Raw genomic sequence first — 17,576 nt, 5'->3', positions numbered from 1 at the left:
ACAAAGCGACCGTGTTTCTGCCGAAGACCGATTTCCCGATGCGCGGCGACCTGCCGAAGCGCGAGCCGGAGATCCTGGCCTCCTGGCAGAAGGTGAACCTGTTCAAGCAGCTCCGTGAGACCTCGAAGGGCCGCGAGAAGTTCATCCTGCATGACGGCCCGCCCTACGCCAACGGCAACATCCATATCGGCCATGCGCTGAACAAGATCCTGAAGGACGTGATCAACCGCTCGCAGCAGATGAGCGGCAAGGACGCCTTCTACATCCCGGGCTGGGACTGCCACGGGTTGCCGATCGAATGGATGATCGAAGAGAAATACCGCAAGGCCGGCAAGAACAAGGACGAAGTCGCGATCATCGACTTCCGCAAGGAATGCCGCGAGTTCGCCGCACACTGGATCAACGTGCAGCGCGAGGAGTTCAAGCGTTTGGGCGTCGAGGGTGACTGGGAGAATCCCTACACCACGATGAAGAACGCCTCCGAGGCGCAGATCGCCGCCGAGATCGGCAAGTTCCTGATGAACGGCGGGCTGTTCCGCGGCTCGAAGCCGGTGCTCTGGTCGGTGGTCGAGAAGACCGCGCTCGCCGAGGCCGAGGTCGAGTACAAGGAGCACACTTCGGACACGATCTGGGTGAAGTTCCCGATCGTGAAGGCGCCGGCGAAAGAACTCGAAGGCGCGAACGTGGTGATCTGGACCACGACGCCCTGGACCATCCCCGGCAACCGCGCGGTCGCCTATGGCGACAACATCGACTATGTCGTGCTGGAAGTGACCAGCACCGGCGAAGGCGCGCTGGTGAAGGCCGGCGAACGCCTGCTGGTGGCCGAGGCGCTGAAGGCTGCGTTCGAGGAGAGCGCCAAGATCACCGGCTCCAAGCCGATCTGGTCAGGCAAGGGCAGCGCGCTCAAGGGCACCGTCACCAAGCATCCCTTGGCCGGGCTCGATCCCTATTACGCGACGTTCCAGGTGCTGGCGCATCCGGGTGATTTCGTCACCACCGATGCCGGCACCGGCTTCGTGCATATCGCACCCGGCCATGGCGCCGACGACTATGTGCTCGGCATCGCCAACGGCATCGAGGTGCCGCAGACCGTCGATCCGGATGGCGCCTATTTCCCCCATGTCGGCCTGTTCGCCGGCAAGCGGGTGCTGACGCCCTATGGCAAGAAGGGCGACGCCAACGCCGCGGTGATCGAGAAGCTGAAGGAAGCGGGAGCACTGGTCTCAAACAGCACCGTCACCCACGAATATCCGCATTCCTGGCGCTCCAAGGCGCCGCTGATCTTCCGCAACACGCCGCAATGGTTCATCTCGATGGCGAAGAACGATCTCCGGAAGATCGCGCTCGCCGAGATCGAGAAGACCCGCTTCGTGCCGCCGCAGGGCAAGACCCGGCTCTATTCGATGATCGAGAACCGGCCGGACTGGGTGATCTCGCGCCAGCGCGCCTGGGGCGTGCCGATCGCGGTCTTCGTCGAGAAGAAGACCGGCAAGCTGCTGCAGGACCAGCAGGTGATGGACCGCATCGTCGACATCTTCCAGAAGGAAGGCTCGGATGCCTGGTTCGCCAGCGAGCCCTCGCGCTTCCTCGGCAACGACCACAACCCGGACGACTACGAGCAGATCAAGGACATCGTCGATGTCTGGTTCGAATCCGGCTCGTCGCATTCCTTCGTGCTGGAGCCGCGCCGGGACACGGACTTGAAGTGGCCGGCCGATCTCTATCTCGAAGGCTCGGACCAGCATCGCGGCTGGTTCCATTCCTCGCTGCTGGAAGCCTGCGGCACGCGCAAGCAGGCGCCGTTCAAGGCAGTGCTGACTCATGGCTTCACGCTCGACGAGCAGGGCCGCAAGATGTCGAAGTCGCTGGGCAACGTCGTCGCCCCGCAGAAGGTGATGGAGCAGTACGGCGCCGACATCCTCCGGCTCTGGGTCGCGGCCTCGGATTATTCCGACGACCAGCGGATCGGGCCGGAGATCCTGAAATTCATGGCGGACCATTATCGCCGCCTGCGCAATACCTTCCGCTATCTGCTGGGCGCGCTCGACGGCTGGAGCGAAGCCGAGCGGATCGCGGCGAAGGACATGCCGGAGCTCGACCGCTGGGTGCTGCACCGCCTGAGCGAGCTCGACGCCAAGGTGCGGGAGAGTGCGCGGGATTATGAGTTCCACGCGCTCTTCACCGACCTGCATAATTTCTGCGCGGTCGATCTCTCGGCCTTCTATTTCGACATCCGCAAGGACGCGCTCTATTGCGATGCGCCGGCTTCGGTGCGTCGACGTGCCACGCGAACCGTGCTGCACGAGGTCTTCTCCCGCCTGACCGCCTGGCTGGCGCCAATCCTCTGCTTCACCGCCGAGGAAGCCTGGAAGGCCAGACCTTGGAAGGACGGCGAGGATAGCGTGCATCTGCGACTCTATCCGGAGACGCCGGGGAATTGGCGCGATGAAGCCTTGGCCGCGCGCTGGGACAAGATCCGCGACATCCGCCGGGTCGTGACCGGCGCCTTGGAACGCGCCCGCGCCGACAAGAAGATCGGCTCCAGCCTGCAGGCCGTGCCGGTCGTGCATCTGACGCCGGAACGCAAGGCCGAGCTTTCCGGCATCGATATCGCCGAGATCGCGATCACCTCCGGCGCCACGCTGGCGGACGGCGCCGCACCGGATGGCGCCTTCACCTTGCCGGATGTGGCCGGCGTCGCCGTGGTCGTGAACCTGGCCGAGGGCGAGAAATGCGAGCGCTGCTGGCAGGTCTTGACCGAGGTCGGCAGCCACAAGGAGCATCCGACGCTCTGCAACCGCTGCACGGATGCCGTGGATTCCATGGAAGGTGTGGACGCATGACCTTCGGAATCGCCGATCGGCGGATCTTCCGCCTGGGGCTGATCGCGGTCGTCGCCATCATCGCGGCCGACCAGATCTCCAAGGCGGTCATCATGTCGATCCTGGAGCAGCACCCGTTCGGCATTTCGGTCCTGCCGGTGTTCTCGCTGGTGACGGCGTGGAATACCGGGGTGAGCTTCAGCATGTTCCGCAAGATGCCGTCGGAGGCGCTGTCGGGCTTCGCCATCCTGGTCTCGCTCGCGCTGGTCTATTGGTTAACGCGGGTCGAGAACCGGTTGATCGCCCTGGGAATCGGGCTGATCGCCGGGGGCGCGCTCGGAAATGTGATCGACCGGCTGCGGTTCGGCGCCGTCTTCGACTTCCTGGATTTCTACATCCGGACCGGCGATGGCAAGGAATACCACTGGCCGGCCTTCAACCTGGCGGATTCCAGCATCTTCGTCGGAGTCGTCTTGTTACTTTTCGACGGGTTGTTTCACCGGGTCGATCGCGCTAAAACGGAGCATTCCTAGGAGATTAGGGACTATGCGCCGATCCTTGCTGACCCTTCCCCTGGCGCTCGCCTTGGTCCTGCCGGCGATCACCGGCTGCTCGAGCACCAAGGAGATGCTGGGTCTCACCAAGCGTTCGCCGGACGAGTTCCAGGTCGTCTCGCGGGCACCCCTGAGCATGCCGCCGGATTACAGCCTGCGCCCGCCGACACCCGGCGCGCCCCGGCCGCAGGAAGGCACCACCACCCAGCAGGCGCAGAACATCGTCACCGGCTATCAGCAGTCGGGCGGCACGATGTCGCCCGACCAGATTCCCCCGATCGGCGAAGGCGAGTCGACTTCGACCGAATCCGCCGGCGAATCCGCCTTCCTGCAAAGTGCCAGCCTGAGCGGCATCGACCCCAACATCCGCAAGACCGTGGATGCGGAGACCTCGGCCGACCAGGATGCCTCGCAGAGCTTCCTCGACGATCTGGTGTTCTGGCGGGCGCCCGAACCCTACGGCACCGTGGTCGACCCGGTCGCCGAGCAGAAGCGCATGCAGGAAAACCAGGCCCTCGGCCAGCCGACCGATACCGGCGAAACCCCGATCATCGAGCGCAAGAAGAAGGGCCTGTTTGAAGGCGTATTCTAGGCGCAACCCAAGCCAACGACGGATTCGGCCGGCGACATTGTTCGCCGGCCTTCTGCTCTGGGGTGCCGTTGCCGTCGCGCAACCGGCGCGGGCCGATCTGTTCGAAGCCGACACCTTCACTCTGGAGAACGGCCTTGAGGTCGTGGTGCTGCCCAAGCACCTGGCGCCGGTGGTCTACCAGATCCTGGCCTACAAGGCGGGTGCCGCCGACGGGGCGCCGGCCAAGAACGGCGTCGCGCATTTCCTCGAGCACCTGATGTTCAAGGGCACGCAGAAATTCGGCAACGGCGTGTTCACCCGGGAAGTCGACCGGCGCGGCGGCGATGACAACGCCTTCACCAACCAGGACGTCACCGCCTATCACCAGCAGATCGCCAAGCGCGACCTGCCGCTGATCATGGAGATGGAAGCCGACCGCATGAACGGCATCATCCTCAGCGATCCGATCGTGCTGCCGGAGCGCGACGTGATCATCGAGGAGCGGCACCAGCGGATCGAGAACAACCCCGGCGCCCAGCTGGGCGAGATGATGAACGCGGTGCTGTTCCTCAATCACCCCTATCGCCTGCCGATCATCGGCTGGCAGCACGAGATGCAGGCCTACACCACCCAGGACGCGATCGACTTCTATGGGAAGTATTACGCGCCCAACAACGCGGTGCTGGTGATCGCCGGCGACGTCACCACCGAGGAGGTGAAGGCGCTAGCCGAAAAATACTACGGCCCGCTGCCGAAGAAGGAGATGGCGAAGCGCGAGCGGCTGCAGGAGCCGGAAGCCTATGCGCCGCGCCGCGTCACCCTGGAGAGCGAGTTCGTCGACCAGCCCTCGGTCAGCCGCATCTACCTGGCGCCCTCCTTCCGCACGGCGTCGGGCAACCAGGCCTATGCGCTGCAGGTGCTGGACGAGATCCTGGGCGGCAACAATGTCGGCCGGCTCTACCGGCGGCTGGTGGTCGACCAGGGCATCGCGGACTATGCTGGGTCGAATTACGACGCCAGCCCGTTTGACGAAGGCAGCTTCTCCTTCTACGGCGCGCCGCGCCAAGGCGGCACCGCCGCGGCGATCGAGCAGGCGCTGGATGCCGAGATCGCCGACCTCCTGAAGAACGGCGTCAGCGACCAGGAGGTCGCCGATGCCAAGCGCCGCATGGAGATCTCCGCGGTGAAGTCCCGCGACAGCCTGAACGGCGCCGCGCAATTCGTGGCGACGCGGATGGCGACCGGCAGCAGCCTCGCCGACATCCAGGCCTGGCCGGACCGGATCAAGCAGGTGACCGCCGCCGACGTGCTCGCCGCGGCCAAGGCGGTGCTGGTCTTGAACCGCTCGGTCACCGGCACGCTGCTCCCCAAACCGGGCGCGGAGTCCGGCGCCCCGCCCGCAACGCCGCCGGCCCCGATCGGCGGAGGCATCCAGTGAGCGCCATCCGCCGCCTCGCGCTGTTCATCCTCCTGCTGCTGGCGCCGCTCCCCGCGCGCGCCGTCGATATCCAGTCGGTGACCTCGCCCGGCGGCATCACCGCCTGGCTGATCGAGGACCACTCCAATCCTTTGATCTCGCTCGCCTTCGGCTTCAAGGGCGGCGCGTCGGGTGATCCGGCGGGCAAGGAAGGTCTCGCGACCTTCATCTCCGGCATGCTCGACGAAGGCGCCGGCGGCATCCCTTCCGCGGATTTCCAGAAACGCCTGGCCGATCACGGCATCGAGTTCGGCTTCGACGCTTCCCTCGACAGCTTCACCGGATCGCTGCGCTTCCTCACCGACGACCGGGATCTCTCCTTCGAGCTGCTCGGCCTCGCCCTCACCGCGCCGCGCTTCGACGAGGAGCCGGTGCAGCGGATGCGCGGCCAGTTCATCTCCTCCGCCGCGCAGGACGAGCGCGATCCGGAGGCGATCGCCGGGCGCGCGCTCAACGGCATCATGTTCGCGGGGCATCCCTATTCCCGGCGCAGCAGCGGCACGCCGCAATCGCTGGCCGCGATCACGGTCGATGACTTGAGGGGCTTCGTCGCGGCCAACTTCCTGCGCGACCGCCTCAACGTCGCGGTGGTCGGCGACGTGACGCCGGAGCAGCTGAAGCCGCTGCTCGACAAGGCCTTCGCCGCCTTGCCGGAAAAGGGCCCGCCGATCGCGATCCCGGAGGCGAAGGTCGATGACCAGGGCGGGCTCGCGGCGATCGAGCGCGACATCCCGCAGACCATCCTGCTGTTCGGCGCCCCGGGCATCAAGCGCGAGGATCCGGACTTCTTCGCCGCCTACCTGGTCAACTACACGCTCGGCGGCGGCGGCTTCTCGTCGCGGCTGATGCACGAGGTGCGCGAGAAGCGCGGCCTCGCCTACGGCATCGACACCGACCTGGTGACGCTCGACCATGCCGGCGCCATCATGGGCAGCGCCCAGACCGTCGCGGCGCAAGCCTCGCAGGTGATCGACCTGACCCGCGCCGAATGGGCCAAGATGCAGCAGGAGGGTCCGACCCAGGCGGAGATCGACGCCGCGAAGACCTATCTGCTCGGCTACTACGCGCAGAATTTCACCACCACCCGCTCGGCGGCGCGCACCCTGCTCGGGATCCAGATGGAGGGTCTGCCGATCGACTACCCGACCCGGCGCGAGCAGGAAATCTCCGCCGTCACGCTCGAGCATGCGAAAGCGGCGGCGAAGCGGATCTTCGATCCGGCGAAGATGGTGGTGGTCGCGGTCGGCCAGAAGGACGGCCTGAAGCCCACGCGCGACGCGCCCTGAGCTTTACTTCAGTCCCTCGTAGTTTCGCGCGGCAAGTTTCCGCTTGATCAAGGCCGCGAGGATAAGGCTGCCGAGGAACAGTGCGCCCAGCGCTGCCAGGACGACCGATAGCGACAGGCTCATTTCCGCCGCGTGTGTTGTAGCGAAGACAATTGCCACGACAAGCATCAGCCCGAATGCGATCGGCAGGCCATAAAGGTAGAAGTGGCGTCGGCGGCTGATATTCGAGAGAATCCCTTCAGGCAGCGGCCTCTTGATCTTGGGAATGCCCGCCAAGGCAACGTAAGCCTTCATCGCAATGAAGGCGGCAACAAACAGCAGGGCGCCGCCGCCCAATCCAACTCCAATGTCGACAAGGCTCATCTTAGCAAGGACGAGAAGCACGCATCCTGAAATCGCGAAGACCAGGCCGATGGCCTCGCAGACAAGGTGTTCCGCCCGGGTCAGCCGATAGCCGTCACCGAGCGGCCCAAAGATAAATCGAGGCTCCACGCCGTCTCTTCCGTCCCCTATCGGCTGGCTCAAGTGACTCGCCTGCTCCCTGTCACTACTTCGTGGTGCGCTCCGGCTTCTTCGGCGGCTGATGCTGCGCCTTCGGGGCGGCGGCACCGCCGTCGTTGACCGTGGCGCCTTCGTCCCCGCCGCCGAGAATGCTGTCGACCAGGCGGTCGAGCAGGCCCGGCTCGTCGGCGCTGGCGGTGGCCGTCGCCGGTCCCGCACTGGCGCCGGGAAGCTGCAGCGGCTCGCCGGCGGCCAAGAGCGGGCCGACCCCCGCCGGCAGCGGCAGGGGCGACGGCGGCACGCCGGCCAGGGCTTCGACCGTGTAGTCGTGCCAGATCTCCACGGGGAGCGAGCCGCCGGTCACCTTGTTCATCGGCTTGTTGTCGTCATTGCCGACCCAGACGCCGGTCACCAGCTCCGCGGTCAGGCCGATGAACCAGGCGTCGCGGAAATTCTGGCTGGTGCCGGTCTTGCCCGCCGCCGGACGGTCGAGCTGCGCATGCTTGCCGGTGCCCCAATCGACGGTCGCGGTCATGATGTCCAGCATCTCGCGCACGGCCATGGGCGAGGCCACCGCGCCGAGCCCGGAGCCTTCGCGCCGATAGAGCCGCTTGCCGCTGCGGGTCTGGATGCTGGTGATGCCATAGGGCAGCACGCCCTGGCCCCGGTTGGCGAAGGTGGCGTAGGCCGCGGTCAGCTCCAGCACCGTGGTCTCGCTGGTGCCGAGCGCGATGGAGGCGTCGTTGCCGAGCGGCGTATCGATGCCGAGCCGCTTCGCGGTCTCGATCACATTGCTGCGGCCGGTGCTTTCGGAGAGCTGCACAGCGACCGAGTTCAGCGACCGCGCGAAAGCCTCGCGCAGCGACACCGTGCCGTAGAACTTGTCATTGTAGTTGCCGGGCCGCCATTTCCCGATCGAGATCGGCGCGTCGACCATGGTGCTGTCCGGGGTCAGGCCGCGCTCGAAGGCGTTCAGGAAGACGAAGGCCTTGAAGGCGGAGCCCGGCTGGCGCATCGCCTGGGTGGCGCGGTTGTACTGGCTGTGCTTGTAGTCGACGCCGCCGACCATGGCGCGGACCGCGCCGTCCGGCGTCAGCGAGACCAGCGCCGCTTCGCTGGCATTCTGCTTCGGCCCGTCCTTGGCGAGGACCTGTGCCAGGTTGCGCTCGGCGATGCCCTGCGCGCGCGGATCCAAGGTGGTCTGCACCACCAGGTCCTCGTTGGTGAAGCCGATGTAGGACGAGACCTGGTCGAGCGCCCAGTCGGAGAAATAGCGCGCGACCGGCGGCATCGGCGCGTTGTCCTCGGCCGCGGTCGATTGGCTGCCCGCCTGGTTGGCCTGCTCCTCGGTGATGAAGCCGGCATCGACCATGTTCTGGATCACGATCTGCGCGCGGGTCGCCGCCGCGATCGGGTCGTTGTTCGGGTTGTAGCGCGAGGGCGCCTTCAGCATGCCGGCCAGCATCGCCGCCTGCAGCAGGGTCACATCCTTGGCCGGCCGGCCGAAGTAGCGCCGCGCCGCGGCGTCGACCCCATAGGTGCCGGAGCCGAAATAGACCCGGTTGAGATAGAGCTCGAGAATCTCGGTCTTGGTGAAGTTGTGCTCCAGCCAGAAGGAGAGCAGCAGCTCCTGTCCCTTGCGGTGGAGCGACCGTTCCGGCGTCAGAAACACGTTCTTGGCCAGCTGCTGGGTGATGGTGCTGCCGCCCTGGACCAGGCTGCCCGAGGTCAGGTTGACGTAAAGCGCGCGCAGCAGGCCCACGGGATCGATGCCGAAATGGCTGTAGAAGCGGCGGTCCTCGGTCGCCAGCACCGCGGCGGGCAGCGCGCCGGTCATCTGGTCCAGATGGGTGAACTCGCCGTAGAGATCGCCGTAGCTAGCGAGCAAGCTGCCGTCCGCCGCGATCAGGGTGATCGACGGCTGGCGCTTGACGTCGTTCAGGCTGCTGACATCGGGCAGATCAAAGGCGCACCAGCCGAGGAACAGCAGCGCGGCAAAGCCGCTCCAGATGCCGCCCACCGCGCCCCATTTCAGCCCGCCCCACAGCAGGCGCCGCCGCCAGGATCGCACTGAGGAACCCTGGGGCTGCCGTCCGGTCTTCGCTGTCCCTTTTGCCATGCGCCTCTTCTAGCTGATTCGCCCCTGCTTTAGAATCCAGCAGGACGGGGAAACAGCTCTTTCGGCGCCGTTATGCGCGGGAAATAGGGCGAAACCGGGGCGCCGGAATCGTCATGCCCGGACCCTCGTTTCCAAGGACCCGGGCATCTCTTGCGGGGTGCAGAGGAGCGCCGGCTTGCTATATCCGGCGCGGACGAGCCATCTCGGCTTTAATGCGCGCTGGCGCTTCGCAGCGGGGTGACTTCAGGGCCGCGGCCGCGGTCCTTGCCGTTCTCGAGGCGCATCAGCACCTCGGTAACACGCTGGTCGAAGGACTGTTCCGCGTTGGCGCCGCCGAGCTCGAGGTCGATCACTGCCAGCACCTCGGCCCGCCAGCCGGCCGGCGCGAAGCCGAAGCGGCGCGAGCGGACGTTGCGCGAGAGCTCGATCAACCGGATGAACAGGCCCTTCAATTTCGGCTCGAAGGCGCAGTGCTCGAACAGGCGTTCGGCACCCCGGCCGCTCTCGTCGGCGATCAGCAGCCGCACGTTCCGGCTCGGGATCCGCGCCTGCAGTGCCAGCGCCGGCAGCAGGAAGGTGAAGTTGCCGAGGCAGAGCGCACGCAGGATGAGACTCGTGGTCAGCAGCTTGTTGTCGGCCAGGCGCTCGACCAGGCCGCGGATCTCGTCCGCCGACTGGTCGAGGGCGAAGCTGGTCAAGAGGACATGCTCGCGGCCATGCTGGATCAGGCGCGAGACCCGGTGCGCCGGGATGTCGTAGCGCTCGATCAGCTTCTGCAGGACCTTGCCGCCGACCACGGCGGTCAGCCGCTCGACGATTGCCAGCGGCAGCATGCTGCGCTGGCTGACCGCCTCGACCACCGGCTGGTTCTCGGCAAATCGGTCCATCATGCGGTGCATCGAGCCGACTTCGATCTCCGCATTGTCATTGGAGGCGACGCGCAGCACGCAGACTTCGTCCTCGGTCTTGATGAGAGCGGTGGTCAGCGGCGCGGTCAGCTTGGAACGCTTGGCGATGGCGCGGGCATGGCCGATCGAATGGCGGTCGATCACCGCCAGCAGGTCCTCGTCGCTCAAGGCCAGCGACTCGGCCAGGATCGGCTCGGCTACTTCGAGCACGTCATTGGCGAGGCGGGTTGCCAGTCGATGGTCGAGCCAGGGCACATTCTTCAGGAACTTCGCCAGCTCGGCGCGGATCTCGATCTCGGCTTCGGGCAGCACGCGGTCGATAATCGCGTAGGCGATCAGGCGCTCTTCCAGCCCGACGACGCCGCTGGCCAGAACCTCACCCACCCGCAGCATAGTGGCCGCGCGCGTTGCGGGCGTCCGGTCCGCCGCCAGTCTCTCGACATCTTCCTGCGATAGATAAGCCAAAGCGATCATCCCCGAGTCCAAGTGAAACCTCGTCGTCCAGTAATCTTGCTCGTCCTCGTATCAATGCGTTTCTACAGTATAGGTTTCGCGTCCGCAACAAAAAAAGTAAGTAAATCAATTAGTTATCATAATAACTAATAATCTATTTCAATAAAGCCAAATATTCGCGACAATCGATTTGAATTTTCCCGGCATTCGCGGGAATGCTCGCACCCCGCCCAGCCTGAATGTCAGCGAATTTCATGCCGCAAGCGACCGTCCGGTGCGAAAAATCCTGTGGAAAAGTCCTCAGAAAAACCGGGGCCGCCCAATGGCTTGCGGAGCGGCCGGTCTTCGCTATGATGCGCGCCGCCGTCGGGCGGCTTACGCCTGGACGTGCGCCCATGGGGAAGACCCCTGGGAGAGCCCCTGTGGCGGAATTGGTAGACGCGCCTGACTCAAAATCAGGTGGATTCACATCCGTGCTGGTTCGAGTCCGGCCAGGGGCACCATCCCAGTTGTTGTGTAAAATACCCATACCAACCCCGACCCAACGCTTCCCCCAAAAATCAGGACCGGCTCCCCAGCCGATCGACGGCGCGAAAACGGCTTTAGCCGCGATGCGATCCCTCAAGGTTCAAGCCCAGGGGGATCGGCAGCGGCTCGGACACTCGCAGTGGCATTCCAAGTCGTCAGCGCATTTTCTAAATTGCCCGCGTCGGGTTTTGTTCCAAAATCGTTGCACCGCCGGTTGCGTTTTGTCGCAGCGGCCCGGCGCGCGGCATTAGCGCGGTCGCGATGCGACGGCCGGTCGATCATGCCGCGTTGCCTGCAGCAGGCTATTTCACGGAGCTCAGCGTCGCGGCAGGCGGACAGGCGCCGTTCCATCTCTCCAGCGCGGGTCCAGCGCCCCGAGCCCGCATCCTGCGACTCGATCGCGCGCACGATCCCGAGTCGACAGACTGGCTGGTGACAGAAAGCGCCGCATATCCCGGGGTGCAGAGCCTCGATCTCGGCGCCTGGCTGGCGATCCGGCCGCCTGACAGGTTGCTGAACGCCGCCGAATGGACGCTGGCCTTCGAATTTCGACTGGCCGGAACACCGGCGGGGCGCGTGCTGGTCGCTGGGGCCGGCATGGTGGTGCGGTTCGCCGGCGACGGCGCGATGGTCTTGGAGGGCGCGGACGCCGTCGCCGGGCAAATTCTGCCCAGCGGATCCTGGCTGAATGCGCGGCTATGCAGGCGGCGGGACGGGCTGTCCCTGACCGTCACGAAGGCCGGTCGTGAAATCGCGTCTCTCTTCACCGCGCCCAACAGCTTGCCGGCGGGAATCCTGCATCTCGGCAGCGACCTGGCGGGCAGCGTCCCGACCTTGAATGTCGGCATCGGCCGCATCGCGCTCCGCGATGCCGCCGACCAGGTGATCGCAGCGTGGCGATTTCCCGCGATCGGCCGCCCGCGGCAGTTGGCGCCGGTCGAGGGCGACGGAGTCCTGGAGATCCACAACGCGCCGAGCTTCGGCCTGCGCTCGGCCCGCTGGGACGGCAGCCTGCTCGATCCGAGGCTGGCCCCGGCGCATTACGACGCCGTCGCCTTGCATGACGATGACCTTGCCGACGCGGGATGGCCGGAGACGCATCGCGTCGCCGTGCCGGGCTCCGCCGAGCCGGGCGTCTATGCGGTCGAAGTCGCCACCGCGATGGAGACCCGGCGCTTTCCGTTCTTCGTGACGCCGAAGCAGCGGCAGGCGGATCTCGTGTTCCTGGTGCCGACCTTCACCTATCTTGCCTACGCGGACGAGCGGTTGCCGCCGGAGCGCTTTCCTTGGGTCTGCGACGATGCCGGGCATCGCTTCGCCAAGGCCAACAACCTGACTTCGCTCTACGACACCCATAATGACGGCAGCGGCGTCTCGCTGGCGGGCTTCCGCCGACCGCTCGCGACCTTGCGCGACGACTATCTCTATCCGCTCTGCGGCGCGCCGCATCTGCTGCCGGTCGATCTCAATCTCCTGCGCTTCCTGCATGGAGAGGGGATCCGCATCGATCTGCTGACCGATGCGGATCTCGATCGCGGCGGTGTCGGGCGGTTGCAAGGGTACCGCGGCCTGGTCACCGGCAGCCATCCGGAATACTGGACCGGCGTCATGCGCGATGCGCTGGACGGCTTCCGCGCTACCGGCGGCCATATCGCCTATCTCGGCGGCAACGGCGGCTATTGGGTCACCGGCTTCGACGGCGACACGATCGAGGTGCGACGCGGGCTTTCCGGCATCCGCACCTGGAGCTCAGAGCCCGGCGAGACGCATCTCGCCATGACCGGCGAGCCCGGCGGCCTCTGGCGCCATCGCGGCCGCGCCGAGCATCAGTTGCTCGGCACCGGCCTGCAGGCGATGGGCTTCTCGCGCGCGCAGCCATTCCATCGCACGCCGGAATCCTACGCGCCGGATCTCGCCTGGCTGTTCGACGGCGTCGGCGACGCGCCGATCGGCGAGACCGGCATCGTGCTCGGCGGCGCGGCGGGCTACGAAATCGATGCGCGCAGCCCGCGGTGGATGACCCCCGCGGACACCAGGCTGCTGGCGGTGGCGCAAGGCTTCGATGCGGGTTATGCAATCGACAGCGACGCGACCGAGGATGGATTGCCGGTGCCGGCACGGGGCGAGATGACACTCACCCAAGGCGCCGTCGGCTGGGTGTTTGCGGCGAGCTCGGTTTCCTGGTGCGGCGCGCTGCCGCAAGCCGGCAGCATGAATGCTGTCGGCCGGATTACCGCGAATCTGCTGCGGCGCTTCACGCGCTGAGAGCTGCTGCGCCGCACCCGGCGTTGATCGCAGCGCAGCGTGAATCGCTTTCACGAAAGAGCCATCCCCTCAAGCGCAAAAATTTCACGCCCGCCCGGTATTGCGATGCCGCCTTGCGATCACCATCCTTTGGTCTCGCCGGCTGTTGGGAGATGGGTCGGCGAGAGCAGGGATGCTATCGGGGAAACGTCTTGAATACCGGGAACACCCGGGGAGGTAGCCTTGTCCTTTCAGCTCGTGTCGCCGATATCCTTGCACGATCGCGCCAAGACCATGATCGAGTTCGAAGCGGAATATGACGGCAAGCCGCTGGTCTGCTCGATCAGCCGCCGGGTTCTGGAGCAGCTCGGCAACCGCGACGGCGCCAGCACCGAAGAGCTGCTGAAGCTGTTCGAGGAACACCGCCCGACCATCGCCGCCATGGTGCGCAAGAAGTACGAGGTCGGTGTGGTCGACTTCGTCGGCAAGGTCGTGGTGACGACCGCCGATCTCAATCGCCGCGGCGTGGTCGCGCTGAGCTAGCGCGCTATTTCATCAACTGCACGCGGATGGCGCGGGCGGGATCGGGCTGGGCGGCGATGGTTGTGAGCGCCGCCTGGTAGTGCGGCTGGCCGGCGTCCTTCGAGGTCTTCGAGCGCAGGCGTTGACGAATGTTCTTCAGGTTGTTGGCGGTCAGGCCGCGCTTGGCGGCGACATAGTCGATCGCTTCCTGGATCGGCATCTTCTCGAACTGATTGAGCGCATCGACCAGCGCGGCGGCAAGCGCCTGGTCGGCGGAAGCGCCGGACGCCTTCTTCTCGGCGGCGCCGTCCTTGCCGAGTTCGAACAGCGCGGGCGAGGTGCCGCGGTTCAATTCCTCCAGCGCCTGGATCAGCTTGTTGACGACAGAGAGGCCTTCGACCGGCGCGCCGGAGGCGGCGGCGAATTCCCAGAGCGCGCGCAAGGTCGAGACGGTCGCCGCGCGCTTGCCGTCGCCCTCGCGGGCCAGCGCATAATCGGCTGCCGCGCGTTTCACGTCCGCGATCCTGACGTCCTTCTCCCTGGCGTCCATGCCCCAGCTCCCTGTCTGATGATGCCCTGCAGGGCGCGCCCCGACCGCGTCCGACCACAAGATTGCCGGTATGGTGCATAGGAAAGGGTGCCGCGTCCAGCCGCTTCCGGAGCGGCGTGTGAGCCGCCCGGATTTGTAATAAATCTGCGCGAGTTAGAGGCGATAGAGTCGGCGCGCCGTCTGCGACAAGACCTGCGCCCGGTCCGGTTCGGACAAAGAGGCCAGGGCGCCGCGATAGGCCTGCACCAGATCGGCGTAGCGCGACCAGAGCTTCTCGATCGGGAAGTTGGAGCCGAAGACGCAGCGCCCGGCACCGAACATCTCGATCGTCGGCAGGGCGATCGCGGCGATATGCGCCTGGTCCACGCGGTGGATGAAGGTGCCGAGGCCGGACAGCTTGATGTAGAGGTTCGGCAGTTGCGCCAGACGCTGCATGCCCTCGCGCCAGGCGGCCCGGCCGGCGGTCGAGGTATCTTCCAGCATGCCGGCATGCAGCAGCACGAAGTTGATGCCGGGGAATTCCTTGATCAGCGCCTCCGAGTCCTTCATCTGGCTGGTGAAGACCTGGAGCTCGAACAGCCAGCCGTGGTCCTGCAGCCTGGCGAGATTCTTGCGGAACAGCGGCTCCTTCATGAGATCGGGACGCGGCGCGAATCGGTAGAGCGGGTTCTCGTGCCAATGCAGCTGCATGCGTATGCCGCGCACCAGCTTCGAGGCCTTGGCTTCGGCCGCCAGCATCTCCGGCGCATCTTCGCTGAGCAGGTTGCAATAGGCGGTCATGCCCTGCAGCACGCCGTTGCTCTTTTTCGCTTCGGCATCGACCCATTCGACTTCGGTGAGCTCGCCTTTCGGCGGCCAGTTGGTCTGGCAGTAGACCGAGCCGACCACGCCGGTGCCGGCGAGGTCGCTCAAGTATTCGGCGATTGGATAGTCGCGCCGGATCGGCTCATAGGGGCCGAAGATGCGGGGCTGCATCGGTCCCTTGAGCCAGGCGAGGTCGTCCTGTCGCCAGATGTGATGATGCGCATCGATGATCGGGATCATGCTTCGGTCCATTCGTGAATCTCGGCAGCGAGGGTCTCCAGCGAGGCCGCGCCGCCGATATGGTCGAGGTAGGGCGCCATCGCCGCCATGGCGCGGGTCACCGGCCGATACTCGGCATCGCGTTTCAGCGGCGTCAGCCAGACCAGGCGCTCCGCCAGGCGCTGCAGGCGCTGCACGGCGTGGAGCAGCAGAGTGGGATCGCCGCGTTCCAGCCCGTCGGACAGGATGAGCACCACCGCGCCCCGCGCCAGGCCGGCATATTGCCGATGCGCGAAGAAGTCGGTGAGCGCGCGACCGATCTGGGTGCCGCCCTCGAAATCCGCAACCTTGGCGGCGACGCGCGTCAGCGCCCGGTCGAGCGTGCCGCCGAGCAAAGCCGCGGTGAGACGGGTCAGCCGCGTGCCGAAGGTGAAGACCTCGACCTTGGCCGAAGTCTCGCCGAGCGCACGGGCGAAGCGCAGGTAGTCCGGCGTCAGGCCTTTCAGCGAGCCGGAGACATCGACGAAGACCAGCACCGGCCGCGCCTTCATCGGGCGGGCACGGTAGCGGAAGCGAATCAACTCTCCGCCATGGCGGGCGGCGGCGCGGATCATGCGGCGAAGGTCGATGACGTCGCGTCGGTGGCTGGCCTTGAGGCGCAGGCTCGGCCGCCTTGGCAGATGGCGCTCGGCGGCGCGGCGGGCGCGCTTGATCAGGGCCTGTTCCCGCGCGTCGGCACGCCGCGGCGACATCCGATTCAGGAGATCGTCGGGGCTGGCGGATTGGCCGCTGCCTTCGCCGGGCGCCAGCGGCAGCTGCAGCGTGCCGCCATGGAGCGAGTCCGGCTTGCGCACCTCCTCGCCTTCGGACTCAGGCACCACGGGTATCACGCCGGCCTGCGCTTCGCCGAACCAGCTGGCGAAGACCGGGTCGAAACGGTCGATCTCCTCTTTCGATCCGGTCAAGGTGATGCGCGCCTGCCAGTAGAGGCCGTGGCGCGAGATCGGCGGTGTGGCGGCGAGGGTCTGCAGGAAATCTTGCTGCTTCTGATGTGGCGCGCTGATTCCGGCTGCGCGCAAGGCGGCGAGGAAGCCGGTGACGTGTTGGGCGGCGACACTAGCCATTGACCGCGCGGAGCAGCGGTTCGCCTTCGCTGAGCACGGTTTCGAGATCGTCCTGATCCTTGACCAGGAGGCCGAGAGCGCGGCGGAGCGCGGTCGGCCAGTCGTTGCCGCCATCGACCAGCACCTGCCCGGCCCGCGCCCACTCGATCGATTCGGCGATGCCGGGTTTCTTCAGCAGCGCCAGGCGGCGGATGCCGTTGACCGCATCGACCAGCGAAGCCGCGGCGGCTTCGGTCAGGCCCGGCACCTTCAATTCGAGGATGCGGCGTTCCCGCGCGGCGTCCGGGAAATCGATCCAGTGGTAGAGGCAGCGGCGTTTCAAGGCGTCGTGGAGCTCGCGGGTGCGGTTCGAGGTCAGCACCACGAAGGGCGGCTGCACGGCCTTGATGGTGCCGAGCTCCGGCACGGTGATCTGGAAGTCGCCGAGGAATTCCAGCAGGAAGGCCTCGAACTCGGCATCGGCGCGATCGACTTCATCGACCAGCAGCACGGCGCCTTGTCCGGCGCGCAGAGCCTTCAGCAGCGGCCGTTCGACCAGGAAGCGTTCGTTGAAGACGTCATCGACGCCCGCTTTCTCGCCGTCGGCGCGGACCGCCAGCAGCTGCTTGGCGTAGTTCCATTCATAGAGCGCCTGCGCGGCGTCGATGCCCTCGTAGCATTGCAGGCGGATGAGCGCGCGGCCAAGCGACGCCGACAGAGCCCGGGCGATCTCGGTCTTGCCGACGCCGGGTTCGCCTTCCAGCAACAAAGGCTTCTGCAGCGCGGTGGCGAGTTGCACCGCCGTCGCCAGGCCTTCATCGGCCAGATAGCCCGCTTCCTCCAGCACGGCGGTGACGCCGGTGCTGGAGGTGAAGTCGGGTTGCTTGCGGGTCGCCTTGGCCATCAATGCCC

General features: G+C 66.2%; 14 protein-coding genes and 1 tRNA gene. 8 read left to right on the top strand and 7 right to left on the bottom strand.

What is annotated here, in order from left to right:
* Positions 1-38: 38 nt before the first annotated feature.
* From ileS to ACH2CY_RS12425, 5 genes are read left to right on the top strand one after another with little or no spacing between them, the layout of a single operon-like run.
* A complete protein-coding gene (gene ileS / locus ACH2CY_RS12445) occupies positions 39-2,846 on the top strand; it encodes an isoleucine--tRNA ligase (protein ID WP_395019634.1) in 2,808 nt (935 codons plus the stop codon).
* Positions 2,843-3,358 carry a signal peptidase II gene (lspA, locus tag ACH2CY_RS12440; protein ID WP_395019457.1) on the top strand — a complete coding sequence of 172 codons (516 nt, stop codon included), beginning with the start codon at positions 2,843-2,845 and terminating at the stop codon, positions 3,356-3,358. The genes ileS and lspA overlap by 4 nt, the downstream gene beginning before the upstream one ends.
* Positions 3,359-3,371: 13 nt before the next feature.
* Positions 3,372-3,971, top strand: a complete 600-nt coding sequence (locus ACH2CY_RS12435; RefSeq protein WP_395019456.1) for a DUF3035 domain-containing protein — start codon at positions 3,372-3,374, stop codon at positions 3,969-3,971.
* A gap of 37 nt (positions 3,972-4,008) precedes the next feature.
* Positions 4,009-5,388, top strand: a complete 1,380-nt coding sequence (locus ACH2CY_RS12430) for a M16 family metallopeptidase (RefSeq protein ID WP_395019454.1) — start codon at positions 4,009-4,011, stop codon at positions 5,386-5,388.
* On the top strand, positions 5,385-6,713 hold the full coding sequence (locus ACH2CY_RS12425) for a M16 family metallopeptidase (protein ID WP_395019452.1): 1,329 nt from the start codon (positions 5,385-5,387) through the stop codon (positions 6,711-6,713). The genes ACH2CY_RS12430 and ACH2CY_RS12425 overlap by 4 nt, the downstream gene beginning before the upstream one ends.
* A gap of 3 nt (positions 6,714-6,716) precedes the next feature.
* On the opposite strand, the gene ACH2CY_RS12420 is transcribed toward ACH2CY_RS12425, so the two are convergent.
* From ACH2CY_RS12420 to ACH2CY_RS12410, 3 genes are all read right to left on the bottom strand, one after another.
* Positions 6,717-7,238, bottom strand: a complete 522-nt coding sequence (locus ACH2CY_RS12420; protein WP_395019449.1) for a hypothetical protein — start codon at positions 7,236-7,238, stop codon at positions 6,717-6,719.
* A 22-nt stretch (positions 7,239-7,260) separates the two neighbouring features.
* Positions 7,261-9,333: a transglycosylase domain-containing protein gene (locus ACH2CY_RS12415; RefSeq protein ID WP_395019448.1), complete on the bottom strand. Its 2,073-nt coding sequence runs from the start codon at positions 9,331-9,333 to the stop codon at positions 7,261-7,263.
* A gap of 209 nt (positions 9,334-9,542) precedes the next feature.
* Positions 9,543-10,634 (bottom strand): DUF2336 domain-containing protein, encoded by a 1,092-nt coding sequence (locus tag ACH2CY_RS12410; RefSeq protein ID WP_395019447.1) that lies wholly within the window; start codon positions 10,632-10,634, stop codon positions 9,543-9,545.
* A gap of 476 nt (positions 10,635-11,110) precedes the next feature.
* On the opposite strand from ACH2CY_RS12410, the gene ACH2CY_RS12405 reads away from it, so the two are divergent.
* The 3 genes from ACH2CY_RS12405 to ACH2CY_RS12395 all read left to right on the top strand — a co-directional run bounded on the left by ACH2CY_RS12405 (position 11,111) and on the right by ACH2CY_RS12395 (position 14,009).
* Positions 11,111-11,197 (top strand) — tRNA-Leu (locus ACH2CY_RS12405).
* A 286-nt stretch (positions 11,198-11,483) separates the two neighbouring features.
* Positions 11,484-13,487 (top strand): N,N-dimethylformamidase beta subunit family domain-containing protein, encoded by a 2,004-nt coding sequence (locus ACH2CY_RS12400; protein ID WP_395019446.1) that lies wholly within the window; start codon positions 11,484-11,486, stop codon positions 13,485-13,487.
* Positions 13,488-13,709: 222 nt separating this feature from the next.
* Entirely contained in the window at positions 13,710-14,009 is a 300-nt protein-coding gene (locus tag ACH2CY_RS12395) for a DUF1488 family protein (protein ID WP_395019444.1), read from the top strand.
* 4 nt (positions 14,010-14,013) lie between these two features.
* Here ACH2CY_RS12395 and ACH2CY_RS12390 read toward each other — a convergent pair whose 3' ends face one another.
* From ACH2CY_RS12390 to ACH2CY_RS12375, 4 genes are all read right to left on the bottom strand, one after another.
* Positions 14,014-14,538, bottom strand: coding sequence for a hypothetical protein (locus ACH2CY_RS12390; protein ID WP_395019442.1), 525 nt, complete (start codon positions 14,536-14,538; stop codon positions 14,014-14,016).
* Positions 14,539-14,691: 153 nt separating this feature from the next.
* Positions 14,692-15,582 (bottom strand): amidohydrolase family protein, encoded by an 891-nt coding sequence (locus tag ACH2CY_RS12385; RefSeq protein ID WP_395019440.1) that lies wholly within the window; start codon positions 15,580-15,582, stop codon positions 14,692-14,694.
* Complete coding sequence (locus ACH2CY_RS12380) at positions 15,579-16,685, bottom strand: VWA domain-containing protein (protein ID WP_395019438.1); 1,107 nt, start codon at positions 16,683-16,685, stop codon at positions 15,579-15,581. The genes ACH2CY_RS12385 and ACH2CY_RS12380 overlap by 4 nt, the downstream gene beginning before the upstream one ends.
* Positions 16,678-17,568, bottom strand: coding sequence for an AAA family ATPase (locus ACH2CY_RS12375; protein WP_395019437.1), 891 nt, complete (start codon positions 17,566-17,568; stop codon positions 16,678-16,680). The genes ACH2CY_RS12380 and ACH2CY_RS12375 overlap by 8 nt, the downstream gene beginning before the upstream one ends.
* Positions 17,569-17,576: the final 8 nt, after the last annotated feature.

This window comes from Dongia sp., from assembly GCF_041905885.1.
Classification (GTDB): Bacteria; Pseudomonadota; Alphaproteobacteria; order Dongiales; family Dongiaceae; genus Dongia.
The sequence above is the reverse complement of the archived record's forward strand: the minus strand, read 5'-3'. Positions and strand labels throughout refer to the sequence as shown.

Excerpts from the sequence above, each read along its gene's own strand:
- ACH2CY_RS12390 (WP_395019442.1), bottom strand. The coding sequence starts at position 14,538 with ATGGACGCCAGGGAGAAGGACGTCAGGATCGCGGACGTGAAACGCGCG.
- lspA (WP_395019457.1), top strand. The coding sequence starts at position 2,843 with ATGACCTTCGGAATCGCCGATCGGCGGATCTTCCGCCTGGGGCTGATC.
- ACH2CY_RS12435 (WP_395019456.1), top strand. The coding sequence starts at position 3,372 with ATGCGCCGATCCTTGCTGACCCTTCCCCTGGCGCTCGCCTTGGTCCTG.
- ileS (WP_395019634.1), top strand. The coding sequence starts at position 39 with ATGCGCGGCGACCTGCCGAAGCGCGAGCCGGAGATCCTGGCCTCCTGG.
- ACH2CY_RS12380 (WP_395019438.1), bottom strand. The coding sequence starts at position 16,685 with ATGGCTAGTGTCGCCGCCCAACACGTCACCGGCTTCCTCGCCGCCTTG.
- ACH2CY_RS12415 (WP_395019448.1), bottom strand. The coding sequence starts at position 9,333 with ATGGCAAAAGGGACAGCGAAGACCGGACGGCAGCCCCAGGGTTCCTCA.
- ACH2CY_RS12400 (WP_395019446.1), top strand. The coding sequence starts at position 11,484 with ATGCGACGGCCGGTCGATCATGCCGCGTTGCCTGCAGCAGGCTATTTC.
- ACH2CY_RS12375 (WP_395019437.1), bottom strand. The coding sequence starts at position 17,568 with ATGGCCAAGGCGACCCGCAAGCAACCCGACTTCACCTCCAGCACCGGC.
- ACH2CY_RS12385 (WP_395019440.1), bottom strand. The coding sequence starts at position 15,582 with ATGATCCCGATCATCGATGCGCATCATCACATCTGGCGACAGGACGAC.
- ACH2CY_RS12410 (WP_395019447.1), bottom strand. The coding sequence starts at position 10,634 with ATGCTGCGGGTGGGTGAGGTTCTGGCCAGCGGCGTCGTCGGGCTGGAA.